Below are 12,702 nucleotides of genomic sequence, written 5' to 3' on the forward strand. Positions count from 1 at the left end.
CTCCTGAAATCCCCAGTGCTCCGATGTTCCAGTATGACGCCCCTTCCGAAGCCTTCAGGAGGGTCAGCGTGATCCCGGGGCATTATGGTGGCGACCGGAAGGGCCTGGTATCTTCGATTCTGTGGGAAGTCTCTTCTTGGCCGGTACCGACAGCGAAACGCCGATGTCAGCCACTGCCCTTCTGACGCTGGTGGATGGCGTGAGGATCGTCGTCCCGGACTCCCTGGATCTGATCACGGCTTACGTGCTGAAGGAACAGCAGGACTGGTTTGAGGACGAGATCAAGTTCGTGCGTTGTCTGTTGCAGCAGGGGGATCATGTGATGGATATTGGCGCCAACTATGGTGTCTATGCCCTGTCCATGGCACGGGCTGTCGGGCCTGCGGGACGTGTCTGGGCGTTTGAGCCCGCTTCCGCGACAGCTGATCTGCTGGCGGCTGGCATCTCCGCCAACGCTTTCCAACAGGTTGTGCTGGAGCGCTGCGCGGTCTCCAGCACGGTCGGTGTGGCCACGCTGTCCTTGAACGACAACGCTGAGCTGAACGCTCTTGTGGTCAGCCCGTCAGAGGGCGGTCGCTGTGAGGAGGTCCCACTGATCACGCTGGATGCGTTCATGGAGCGCGGTGGGCTCCAGCATCTGGATTTTCTGAAGATTGATGCGGAAGGAGAAGAAGCCAGCATTCTGATGGGAGGGAGCCGCTTCCTTTCCAGGTTGTCCCCTTTGGTCCAGTACGAGGTGAAGGCTGGCGCGGTGGTGCATACGGAGCTGGCTGAAAACTTTGAACGTCTGGGATATCGGACCTATCGTCTGGTTCCTGCGTTGAACCTGCTGGTGCCGTTCCCGGCGGGCTCCATGCCGGATCCTTACCTGCTGAATCTGTTCAGCTGCAAGCCGGATCGTGCCCGGCAGCTGGCCGACCGAGGATTCCTGCTCCCGGAGGACGACCCTGCCCTTGCCTCTGAGCCGCAGGTCCGGCGGGCCGGGCTCCAGCGTGCCTTGTCCAGCGGCCATCACGACTGGATGCACACCCTCGCCCGACGCCCCTATGGCGAGCAACTCTCCACCCTGTGGCGGGACACCGTGAAGCTCGGGAACAGTGAGGAGCTGCTGCAGTCGCTATCCCTCCATGAACTCAGTCGGGATCAGACCGCGAGCGCCTCCGAGCGTTTCGCTGCGCTGACCGCCAGCCTTGAGCTGCTGCAGACCTTGTGCGACCGTGAGCCTGCCTTCCTTCGTCTGGCTTGTCTGGCACGGGTGGCCGCGGATTGTGGGGAACGACAGCTGGCGGTCAATGCCTTGCGTCAGCTGTCCATGCAGATCATTCAGCAGCAGCGAGCCGATCCCAGCGAGCCGTTTCTGGTCCCCGGCGTGCGATTCGAGAGCCTTGTTCCTCGTGATGGGGCCATTGGCAACTGGATCCTGGCGGCGGTTCTGGAGCAGTTGGAGCGGCTTGAGTCCTATTCCTCCTTTTACATGGGAACTGCATCCTTACAGCGCCTCGAGCTCATCGCCAAGCTTGGCTACGGGGATGAAGAAATGGCACGTCGTCTCTGCCTGGTCCAGGAACGATTTGGCCAACGGGCGCCCCATTCGCCCGCCAGTGAGTGTCTCTGATCCGGCCCTGGCACCGTCACTCTCCGCAGGCCACGGCCGCATGCCAAAGACTTGAATGGTACGATTATTCTGATGCTTGATTGGAACCGTGGTGGTTGATTCTGGCTCTCTCGGTTCTGTTGAGCACCCCGAAAAGCCGTCTGCGCTGGCCTGCATTCTGCCCTCTCTTGATGCAGCTCTCACAGCCGGTGGTGAACAGGCTGCCCGTGAGCTGTCGGAGTTGTTCGCCACACGCTGCCACGCCCCCCACGCGTGGCTTCAACTGATGGCGCTGGTGAGCAAGCACCATCTGGCGTCCCTTCTGCCGGCGGCTCTCGAGGCAGCCCTGCGGCTCGGGCCTGTTGAGCCCTCCTTCTGGGAGGATTGTGCCAAGGCAGTTGCCGAAGCCTCAGAACAGTCCGCCGCAGACGATGTGTTCCGTCGGGCCCTTTCCGTTCATCCCTTTGAACCTCGACTGGTCGACGCCTATGGCTGCTTCCTTCTGCAATCGAATCAGCCGGATTCCGCTGCAGAGCTTTACGCCTCCTGTCTCCAGCAGGAGGCCGACACCGTTTCCTCCGGCGTCCATGAGCGTCTATGGCTCCACTACGCTCAGGCCCTGCTGCGATCGGGCCAGAACGCGTCTGCACTGGAAGCTCTCCTTCAGCTCGCCATTCTCTCTCCCGGGTTGCCGGAGGTGGATATCCTGGTGGCCACGGCATTCAAGAATCTCGGAGATCATGAGCAGGCCATTGACTACTTCAGGCGTGCCCTTGCAACGCATGCCTGCCCAACCGACGTCGTTCTGGATATCGGAGATTGCTACAACAGCCTTCACCGGCCTGATCTTGCGATTCTTGAGTACAAGCAGGCACTGAAGTGGGAACTGAGCGCTCGGGAAAGAGAGCTGCTCCAGCTCAGTCTTGCCCAGATGCACTTCAGGGTCGGCGAACACGACGCGTCCATCCGTCTCTACCGAGAGATTTTAAGGGCTGATCCTGGGCATGTGATGGCCCACTACTTCCTGCTGATTTCCTTGTCCGTTGTCGGCCGTCCGCAGGTGGGCCTGATGAAGGCCACGGCAGATTCCCTGTGGAACAGCTATCGCAAGGCCCAGGATGCCCCGGATCCTGACGCTGAACCTCACCTGGGTCAGTCTTCGCTTGCGTTCAGCGGCACGGGCGAGCGCAAGACCAGAATCGGCATCCTGTCGGCCGAGATCAAGGAGCATGTGGTTGCCTTTTTCCTGACGCCCTTTCTTGAGAACTATGATCGCAGCCGATTCCAGGTCGACCTGCTTCTTGTCTGCTCCCATGATGAGCCACGCAGCCGCTATCTCAAGGGCCTGGCCGATGCGGTGGTGGATCTTGGTGGCCTCGATCAGTTCCAGGCACGCCAGGTTGTCAGGGATGGGGCCTATGACGTCGTGGTTGAAACATCTGGCTATCTCCACTCAGCCAGCCTGTTCATCCTGTCGCAACGCTGTGCGCCTGTGCAGTGCCATTACATCGGCTTCCATGCCACGACGGGGCTTGACACCATGGATTACTTCATTGGTGATGCGGAAACGGTACCCGACGACTTTGAAGACGACTTTTCAGAGACTCTCTGGCGCCTTCCCCGCCCCTGGCTGGCGCGAAGTCTCTCCGACTGTGTGCCGATTGCCCAGTCCTTGGCCACCCATGAGGCACCCGTGTTTGGTTGTTTCAGTTCCCTCCATAAACTCAACAGGAAGACTTTGAGCTTTTGGGGCCGCGCTCTTCAGGATGTTCCGAATAGTTGCCTGATGATCAAGGATCGACTGAGTGGCGTTTCTTCGATTCGGAAGCTCATCCATGACGAGCTTGGTACGTTTGGAATTGAATCTTCCCGTGTCTCCTTTCTTGGCATCACGCCAAGTTGGCAAGAGCATATGAATCACTTTAACTTGATTGATATAGCATTTGATACGACTCCATGGAGTGGCGCTACCACAGCATTTGATACCCTTTCAATGGGTGTTCCATTGATTGGCATTCGTGGCGATTGCACATCAGCTCGGATGAGCTCCTCTGTACTGAAGGCCATAGGCGTTGATGGATGGATCGCAGAGACGCCAGAGGAGTTTGCAGCGATAGCCCGACAACTTGCTGCTGACTATTCCTCTGTCCGCTCTGAAAAGAAGGCGCTACAACAGCGAGTGCTCACGAGTTCTCTGTACGATGCTGCTGGTCTGACAAGAGATTTGGAGACCTGTTTTGAGACCATGGTTCAAACATCCCCAAAAAAAAGGCGGGAAGGATCCCGCCTGCATTGAAATTATCGAAGGGTATGTTGCTTATGAGAAAGCACAAGTCAACGCACCGGTGTTGCCGGCAATCGTAACAGTAACGGTCGTGTTGCCGGCTGCATTCGTTTTGTCCAGGCAACGCACACCACCTGCGCCTGAGGTGAAGGTTCCAGACACTGTGCCGCCTGTAACTTCGCAGGCCACAATGGTTCCGCCAGCAGTGGCTGGTGCCACGCCTACGCCCCCGGATGCCACAAAAGTGGCACATTCTTTGGCGATGCCGATCACCTCACCCACCCGAGCACCGGCGGAGGCGGCGGCCCGTGCACCCAGGAAGTTGGGCAGAGCCACGGCGGAAAGAATGCCCACGATCGCCACGACGATCATCAGCTCGATCAGGGTGAAGCCCTTCTGGAGGGGGTTCTTCTTTTCGCGCAGGCTGCGCATCAGGGCCAGTTTGGTCTTGGGGGAGATGTTCATGGTGGAGGCAGGAAAGCTCATGGCTCAACTAATCTTATGCACCAGGGAGGGGGTTGTCGATGCGACCGCTGCCGTGGTGGGCCCTGGGCAACGGTGTAGACCCTAAGGTGCAGATCCAAGGCCTCGTCAGGGATCTGGGGCCTTGCGCGCTCGTTGCAGGGCCCAATCATGGCGGGTCTTTCATTGGCCACTAGGATCGATAAGGGACCGAATCTTCCCGAGGCCTAATGGACCTCTAATGAAATTGTCGGCCTTTTCTCGGAAGCTGGGCCGGCTGGGCTCTCCCCCCAGTGGTTTTTCGATGCGCCGGCGCCTGTTGGGGCTCAGCCTGCTGGCGGTGCTTGGGGGGTATGCGCTCCTGATCGGGGCCACGGCCCTGCTGGCCAGCCAGGAGCGGCGCGACCAGCACCGTGCCACCGCCGCCAGTGTGCGGCAGGTGCTCCTCTCACGCCGGCCCGTGCCACGCACGCTCGACGAGATCAGTGACGCCCTGGCCCGGCTGATCAGCCCCAACTTCCTCGGCTGGGTCGAGACCGACCAGGGCGTTCCCTATGGCGCGGCCGGCCAGATCCGTCTGTTCTCCATTCCCACCGGCGTGCCGCTGACGCGACTGCCGGCCCAGGGGAACCGCCCCGGGCAGGTGGCCGTGCTGCAGTTCGGAGAGCTCACCTATCTCACCAGTTCGGAGCAGATCCATCTCGGGACAAGCACGGTGCGCCTCCGCTTCCTGGAGGACATCACCCAGAAGCTGGCCCAGCAGCGGCTGCTGATCACCGTTCTCATCGTGGCCGCCGGGCTGGCCACCCTGTTCACGGGCCTCCTGCTGCGGCCGGTGCTGGTGCGGGGCCTGGCCCCCTTGCATGATCTGGGTCTGCGCATGCAGGCGATCAGTTCCGACACCCTCGACAGCCAGCGGGTGTCGGTGGCGGCCCAGCCCCGGGAGCTGGCGCCGATCGCCGTGGCCTTCAACGATCTGCTGGATCGCCTCTCGGCCTCCTGGGAACGCCAGCGGGGCTTCGCCAACGGCGTGAGCCATGAGCTGCGCACCCCCATCAGCCTCATCCGCAACTACGCCGGGCGCCTGCGCCGCCGCTCCCACGGGCTCTCGGAGGAGGATGCCGCCCAGCTGGCTCTGATCGAGGAGGAGGCAGGCCGGATGGGGAAGCTGGTGACGGATCTGCTGGCTCTCAGCCGCATCGATGCCAACCGCACCTTGATGCCCTTCGAGCCCTTCGATGTGGCCCAGGCGATCGAGCGGGTGGCGGAGCGGCTGCGCTCCCGCTGCCACGGCCGCCTGAGGATCTGCCCCGGCGCCACCCAGGGCTCACGCACCTTCGCGCTCGGGGATGCCGACCGCTTCGAGCAGTGCCTGGGGAACCTGATCGAAAACGCCCAGAAATACGATCCCAGTGGCGGCCCGATTCAGCTGCGGCTCGATGCCAGCCTTGATCGGGTGGTGGTGCACGTGATCGATGCCGGCCCGGGCGTTCCCGACCGCGAGAAGACGCTGGTCTTCGAGCGTTTCGGCCGGGGGCGCAACACCGGTGCCATCCCCGGCAGTGGGGTGGGCCTGGCGGTGGTCAGGGCGCTGATGGAGGCGATGGGGGGGAGCGTGTCGGTGGCGGATGGGCCGGAGGGGGGCGCCGATTTCCAGCTGCGCCTCAAGGGCGCGGCTCCCCTTCACGCAGCATGAAGCCCACGCCGCGGACCGTCTGGATCAGGGTGGGAAGCCCTTCCGGCTCAATCTTGCGGCGCAGGTAGCGGATGTAGACCCCCAGCAGGTTCTCGTCGCCGAAGTGGTTTTCACCCCACACCTCGCGCAGGATCTCCTCCCGCTCCACCACCCGTCCGGTGCCGCGCAGCAGGCAGAGGAGCAGGTCGTATTCGCGCACCGAGAGGGAAATCGCCTGGCCCGCACGGATCACCTCCCGGGTGGCGGTGTTCACCGTGAGGTCGGCGCAACGCAGCAGATCGGATTCGGCCACCCCGCGCCAGTAGGCGGTGCGCCGCAGCTGGGCGCGGATGCGGGCCAGCAGCTCCTCGATGGAGAAGGGTTTGAGGATGTAATCGTCGGCCCCGGAATCGAGCGCTTCGACGCGGTCGCGGATGTCGTCGTGGCAGGTGAGCATCAGCACGGGGGTGATGTCACCGCTGGAGCGCAGCCGCCGGCAGATCTCGACGCCGCTGAAATCGGGCAGCGTCCAGTCGAGCAGCACCAGATCGGTGCAGGCGTCCCTCAGGTGCATCAGCGCGCCCTGGCCGTCTTCGGCCTCGGTGACGTCGTAGCCCTCGCAGTTGAGTTCCCCGGCAAGGAACGTGCGCATCCGCTGGTCGTCCTCGACGATCAGCAGCCGCGACTGGGAGGTGGCCTCCGCCATCCTCAGCGGGGCGGCCCTTCCTTCAGCATGAAGCCGACGCCACGCACCGTCTGGATCAGGGTGGGCTGGCCGGCCGGCTCGAGCTTGCGGCGCAGGTAGCGGACGTAGACATCGAGGAGATTGTCGTCGCCCAGCCAGTTCTCACCCCAGAGCGCATCGAGGATCGCCCGCCGCTCCTGCACCTGATTGGGATGCCGCAGCAGATGCATCAGCAGATCGAACTCCTTGGCCGTGAGGTGAATCGACTCTCCGCCCCGCGCCACTTCCCGGCTGGCGGGATTCACCTCCAGATCGGCCATCCGCAGCAGGCCGCCTTCCTGTTCATCGATGCCGCTGCGACGCAGGCGGGCCCGCACCCGGGCCAGCAGTTCCTCGATCGAGAACGGCTTGATCAGGTAGTCGTCGGCGCCGGAATCGAGCGCCTCCACCCGTTGCTGCACCTCATCCCGGGCCGTGAGCATCAGCACGGGGGTGGAGATGCCGCCTTTGCGCATGCGCCGGCACACCTCGACGCCGCTGAAATCGGGCAGGTTCCAGTCGAGGAGCACGAGATCCCATGTCTGGCTGCGGATCCGGCCCAGGGCCTGCTGGCCGCAGGAAGCTTCTTCACACTCGTAGCCCTCGACCGCCAGTTCGGAGGTGAGGAAGCCGCGCATTTCAGGGTCGTCGTCGACGATCAGGAGGCGGGCGCTGGTCATCTGATCGGGAAGGCTGAACGACGCTCGGCCACGGTGGAAATCAGCACTCTGGAGTTGAGTGGCGCATATGATGCACATTATACCAGCGTGAGAATTCACCTGCAAGCTCACCTGCAGGTACTCTTGCAACGCGGTAGAAATCCCATCGCATCGCTGCCACCTTCCGGAGGATGCGGTGAGTACGGGCCGAAGCCGGACCTGATGACAAACCTTGACGTCGGCGGCGTCAGAGGCATAAATTCCGCCGGATTTCACGGACGCCGGGACGCCTCATACGTACGCCTCACTTATCGGAGGCTACGCCGAGCGCCCCCCGCCACATCGGCAACCACCGAGGTTACTCTTCAAGCCATCCTGATCCGCGTCCGTTTCAGCGCAGATACGCACGAATCCTGGCCCTGACCGTCAACTTGTGATACGGAAGTCCACTGGTGATGCCGACATGGAGGCCCCCCTGGTCGGAGGCGCCACCCTCGCGGAACGGATGGCGCGCTGGGGCCTGGCGCTCGTGGTCGTCTATGGGCTGATCGCCCTGGCCACCCCGCTGCTGGTGCACTGGGGCTTGCTGAGCGATCCCAATGCGGGCCTGGAGAACCCCATCTACGCACCGCCCTCCTTCGGCCATTGGTGCGGCACCGATCGCCTCGGCCGTGACGTCTGCGTGCGCACGCTCTCCGGCAGCAGCGTCGCCCTGCAGGTGGTGCTGACCGCCCTGGTGCTCGCCCTCGCCATCGGCGTTCCCCTCGGCATGGTGAGCGGCTACCTCGGCGGCGGGGTCGACCGTCTGCTGGTGCTGGTGATGGACACCCTCTATACCCTGCCGGTGCTGCTCCTCTCCGTCGTGCTCGCCTTCCTGCTGGGCCGGGGCCTGCCCAACGCCGCCGCCGCCCTCTGCGTGGTCTACGTGCCCCAGTACTTCCGGGTGGTGCGCAACCAGTCGGCCCAGGTGAAGGCGGAGCTGTTCATCGAGGCGGCCCGCTCCCTGGGGGCCGGCCCCGCCTGGATCATGCGCCGCTACCTGTTCCGCAATGTGATCACCTCCGTGCCGGTGCTGCTCACCCTCAATGCGGCCGATGCGGTGCTGGTGCTGGGGGGGCTGGGTTTTCTTGGGCTCGGCCTGCCGGAGACGATCCCGGAGTGGGGCAGCGATCTGCAACAGGCGCTGACCGCCCTGCCCACCGGCATTTGGTGGACCGCCCTGTTTCCGGGGCTGGCCATGTTCGTCCTGGTGCTCGGCCTGTCCTTCCTGGGCGAGGGCCTGGAGAACTGGTTGTCCGGGGGCTCAGCCACGCCTGATCGTCAATGACATTGATGTGAGATGAATTTGTCTCACATTGCCGCAGGCGGATTGGTGTCTCGAATGATCTCGAGCACGAGGCGTCACTGAATCGAGATTACGTTTGGGCCTTTCCGAGACTGCCTTGGGCGGTGGCGTGGGGGCGCCTCGGTTGGTTTTGCTTGGAGCGTCTTCTGTGGAGCACGCTCCTGGTCTGGGTCAGCAGGATAAGGTCCGAGGATCGCCGCCGTGCATACGATGAATACCCACGCGCCGGATGAGGTAGACCCACCGGAACGGCGGGTGCTTGTGTTGCACCGGCAACGGGTTCTGGTTCCCCTTCTGCGTAACAGCTGCTCGAGGCTGCTGTCACGGCTGGCCGCGATCGCGGCTGGCTCAGAGGCGCCATCCACCTACTCCACCGAACCCCGCCCCTGCCCTGAGGGTGCCGGGATACCCAGGCTGGCGGATCTGTCACTGGAGGAGGCCATGTCGATCTTCGTTGACCCCTCCTGGCGAAGGTTCTGTGTGGTGCGCCATCCGGTTGACAGGCTGCTCAGGGGCTGGCGGGACATGACCACCGTCGAACGTCCGGCCACCGCCCCGGCCCCGGTGCCCCTCGCGGATTTCCTCCGCTGGCTGGAGCAGGACTGGCCGCGCCTGGGCCGCCAGGAGCTCTGGATGCCGCAGCTGGAGTTGAGCGGCCACGACTTCATCGGCTACGACCCTGTGCTTGAGGCTTCCGTGATCGAAAGGGATCCGGTGACCTCCCTGCTGCCCCTGTTGGTTCCCGATCCGGTCGATCCGATCGGACAGCGAATACGCCTGGAGCTGAGCCGTTACAGGCAGCACCTCCCGGCCGCACCGCAGGTCCAGCTCGGGGCGGAGGACCGGCGTGTTCTGGCCGCCTTCATTGCTGAGCATTATCAGCAGGATTTGGAGAGCTTCGGCTTCGACCTCGAGGCGGGACTCTCCCTTCTCGATGCTCCCTCTGCTGAAGCCGCATTCTCCAACCTCGGAGAGCAAGAATCACCCGAACCGCTGACGGCCGCGATCGGGCGTGGCAATGCGTTGCTGGAGGGCAACCGCTTCGCTGAGGCCCTGACGGTTTTCGAGGCGCTTCCCCTCAAGGAGGCCACCGTGCTGCAGAGGGTCTATGTCTTCACGCGCCAGCTCATCGCCCTGGTGATGATCGGTGCGTTGGCGGAGGCTCGAAGCAAGGTGGAGGCCATCCCTGATGAGCCCCTGCGGTTGTTCGCCGGGCTGCATCTGATCCCGCCGGTCCACGCTTCCGACACCGCCATGGAGTGCGAACGCCGCAGGGTCGTCGCCGATGTCCAGCGCCTGGCCCAGCTCACCGAGTCGTTGCTGCCCTCCGAGCCGGCCCTTGAGGAATTACTGGCGCATGCCTGGTGCTTCCCCGGCTTCCTGATGGCCTACCTCATGGATGATGTGAGGGAACTCCAGGAGGCCTACGGGCGGGTGCTCACCCACCTCTTCCGTGTCCGCCAGGGTGAGTTCATGGCGCCGATTCCCATACCAGGCTCGTCAGGTCCCCGACGGGTGGGCGTCGTCTCGGCCCATTTGTACCGCCATCACGGGGCCCTGTGGGTGCTGGGCTGGCTGGCGGATCTGGCCGACAGAGACGGCTACAAGATCTTCTGTTATCACACCGGATCCACCACGGACGAGGCAACCGAGGCCTTCCAACGGATCTCCACCTTTCGGCAACTGCCGGTTGGGCCAGGCAGCCTGTCGGATGCGGCCACGACCATCCGTGCTGACGGCATTGAGCTGCTGCTGTTCCCCGACATCGGGATGGAGCCAACAACCCGGATCCTCTCCCTGTTGCGCCTGGCGCAGGTGCAGGTGCAGGGCTGGGGCCACCCGGTCACCAGCGGCTCGCCCTGCATGGATGCCTTCCTCGTCGGAGAGGGGATGGAAACGCCGGAGGGGCAACGGAGCTACTGCGAGGAGTTGCACCTTCTGCCACGGACGGGACTGAACGAGACGCCCCCGGCCGAGGAAGCCATCAACGCCGATGTCGGTCGCACCCTGGGGCTGCCGGGAGATCGGCCGCTGCTGCTGTCACTGCAGAGTTCCTTCAAATACGCGCCGCGCAACGACGGTGTCCTGGTGGCGATCGCCCAGCGGTCGCGCGATGCGTTGATCCTGATGGTGGATCCACCCCTCGGGAGCACGGTGGGCAGGATGTTGCATCAGCGCCTGAGGGCCAGGTTTGCGGAGGCCGGGCTGGAGATTGACGATCACATTCGTCTGCTCCCTCGCCTGGAGTTCGGCGATGTCCTGGGCCTGTTCCGCATCGGCCATCATGCTCTCGATACGATTGACTGGAACGGGGGGAATACCTCTCTGCAGGCTCTTTCGCAGGGATGCCCGATCGTCACCCTGCCGACCACCCAGATGCGAGGAAGGCACACGATCGCCATGCTTGAGGTGCTCGACCTCCCCGAGCTGATTGCCAGGGACCAGGAGGACTACGTGGCCATCTCGCTCCGTCTGCTGCGGGACGATGCCTATCACGCCCAACTCAGAACAACGATCCTGGAGCGCCGGCACCTTCTTTTTAACGACCTGGAAGTGAGCCGTGCTTTTCGAAGCTTCGTCGACCGCTGCGTTCCCCGCAGCCCCCTTCCTCTGAGCGGTCCATGAGGGAATGGTCGCCGGAGTGCTCATCCCTGCAGGACGAAGTTCAAGGTCTGAAACTCCTGATACTCCTTCGCCTTTTCCACAGAAAATGCCTCGAGAAGAACCGGGAAGAGCTCCAGCAGTTCCAGGCAAGGTTGGCTGCGTTCATCGTAGAGCGCATTGAGCGCCATCAAGGCACCTGGAAACTCGTTCAGCCATTCTCGGATCAGAGCTTCGTTCGCATCTGCGGTTAGGCGAAACCTTTGTAGGCAGGGCTCCCACATGGCTTCGGCACAGCTCGATCTGAGGGACTTCTCTTCTACCGGCGAATACTTGCCAAGGAAGAAGCTGGCAGCTTCGACGGCAAAATGAAGATCGAAGAAAACCATGAATTGCTTCGGCAACCCAAGGCTCTGGTAAGCATTCATTCTGGCTTGTGCATTTCTTGCGCTGTCGTCCCAATGATCTGCTCTCCACAGGTAGGCGCCGCTGCCGTGACGCAGGAGAGTTCCTTGGGAAATCAGAGAAGAGGTGAACAAGAAATCAAAGAATGGGGTCACCATTGGATGCCCCTCAATGAAGTTGATCCAAGGCTGGATGAATGATCTTCTGTGCAGAGAGTAAAAGGGGAGATTCCAGCTGGAAGGCTGAAACCAGCTTCTCATTCTCGTCGTCGGGTCATCCTCCATGAAGGCCTGATTCTCGATCGAACAGTTGCCATCGAGGTGTAAGGCCAGAAGATGCCCGGCTACGGAGCTTGCGTCCGGTTGCTGCCGAATGATCGATAGGGAGGTTTCAAGGCAGTCCAGAGTCAATGTGTCGTCGTCGGCACAGAAATTAACAAACTCTGACGTCGCTGCTTGCTCCAGCAGAAAGAGGAAGTTGGCTGTGCTTCCTATATTGGAAGCATGTGGATGAGCGTCGACATTGTCATGCCTTCTGGCTAAGTCGTGCAGAAAGTCGTGTTTGGTCTGCAATTCACTGTTATCGGCAATAATGACCCGAATGTCGCTGCTCGCAAAGGAGGCCAGATGGGCCAGGGAAGCCCTCACCTGCCTGCCGTCGCGGTGGGTGGGGACTAGCAAGGAGCATTGGCTCATGAGGACCTACGGTGACGTTCTGCAAGCCCATTCCATAAGACCAGAGTCTTGTTGGAAGTTGGCTCCTTCTTGCTCTCCCAGTAAAGCAGGGACATGGTTGGAACGGCTGCACATCTCTGCTGTCCTGTTCTGTCGGTAAACAAGGCGGGGGATGGAAAGCGGTAACAGCCATGGCTAATCCTCCAGTGAGGCGTCCTCGGATGGCTTCGTAGGGATCTTCCGGAAGATGGCTCAGTCTTGCTTGCTGATCGAGGGCAT

General features: G+C 62.4%; 9 protein-coding genes. 5 read left to right on the forward strand and 4 right to left on the reverse strand.

Features of this window, described 5'->3' with window-relative positions:
• Nucleotides 1-136 precede the first annotated feature (136 nt).
• Both H6G99_RS07935 and H6G99_RS07940 read left to right on the forward strand, forming a co-directional pair.
• Nucleotides 137-1,615 (forward strand): FkbM family methyltransferase, encoded by a 1,479-nt coding sequence (locus H6G99_RS07935; RefSeq protein WP_190610922.1) that lies wholly within the window; start codon nt 137-139, stop codon nt 1,613-1,615.
• Between the two features lie 88 nt (nt 1,616-1,703).
• Complete coding sequence (locus H6G99_RS07940; RefSeq protein ID WP_190610924.1) at nt 1,704-3,890, forward strand: O-linked N-acetylglucosamine transferase, SPINDLY family protein; 2,187 nt, start codon at nt 1,704-1,706, stop codon at nt 3,888-3,890.
• A gap of 21 nt (nt 3,891-3,911) precedes the next feature.
• Here the strand turns inward: H6G99_RS07940 and H6G99_RS16340 are convergent, their stop codons facing one another.
• Complete coding sequence (locus H6G99_RS16340; protein WP_286191063.1) at nt 3,912-4,343, reverse strand: pilin; 432 nt, start codon at nt 4,341-4,343, stop codon at nt 3,912-3,914.
• Nucleotides 4,344-4,644: 301 nt separating this feature from the next.
• On the opposite strand from H6G99_RS16340, the gene H6G99_RS07950 reads away from it, so the two are divergent.
• A complete protein-coding gene (locus tag H6G99_RS07950; protein WP_190610925.1) occupies nt 4,645-6,036 on the forward strand; it encodes a sensor histidine kinase in 1,392 nt (463 codons plus the stop codon).
• On the opposite strand, the gene H6G99_RS07955 is transcribed toward H6G99_RS07950, so the two are convergent.
• Entirely contained in the window at nt 6,005-6,721 is a 717-nt protein-coding gene (locus tag H6G99_RS07955) for a response regulator transcription factor (protein WP_190610927.1), read from the reverse strand. The genes H6G99_RS07950 and H6G99_RS07955 overlap by 32 nt on opposite strands.
• Before the next feature lie 2 nt (nt 6,722-6,723).
• Nucleotides 6,724-7,419 carry a response regulator transcription factor gene (locus H6G99_RS07960; protein WP_094586123.1) on the reverse strand — a complete coding sequence of 232 codons (696 nt, stop codon included), beginning with the start codon at nt 7,417-7,419 and terminating at the stop codon, nt 6,724-6,726.
• Nucleotides 7,420-7,861: 442 nt separating this feature from the next.
• Between H6G99_RS07960 and H6G99_RS07965 the strand changes: the two genes are divergently transcribed.
• Both H6G99_RS07965 and H6G99_RS07970 read left to right on the forward strand, forming a co-directional pair.
• Complete coding sequence (locus tag H6G99_RS07965; RefSeq protein WP_190610928.1) at nt 7,862-8,725, forward strand: ABC transporter permease; 864 nt, start codon at nt 7,862-7,864, stop codon at nt 8,723-8,725.
• 228 nt (nt 8,726-8,953) lie between these two features.
• A complete protein-coding gene (locus tag H6G99_RS07970; protein WP_353617200.1) occupies nt 8,954-11,368 on the forward strand; it encodes an O-linked N-acetylglucosamine transferase family protein in 2,415 nt (804 codons plus the stop codon).
• Nucleotides 11,369-11,388: 20 nt separating this feature from the next.
• Here H6G99_RS07970 and H6G99_RS07975 read toward each other — a convergent pair whose 3' ends face one another.
• The gene (locus tag H6G99_RS07975; RefSeq protein WP_190610931.1) at nt 11,389-12,429 is read right to left on the reverse strand and encodes a glycosyltransferase family protein; all 1,041 of its coding nucleotides are present in this window, start codon (nt 12,427-12,429) and stop codon (nt 11,389-11,391) included.
• Nucleotides 12,430-12,702: the final 273 nt, after the last annotated feature.

It is taken from the genome of Synechococcus sp. FACHB-909 (assembly GCF_014698945.1).
Taxonomy (GTDB): domain Bacteria; phylum Cyanobacteriota; class Cyanobacteriia; order PCC-6307; family Cyanobiaceae; genus Cyanobium.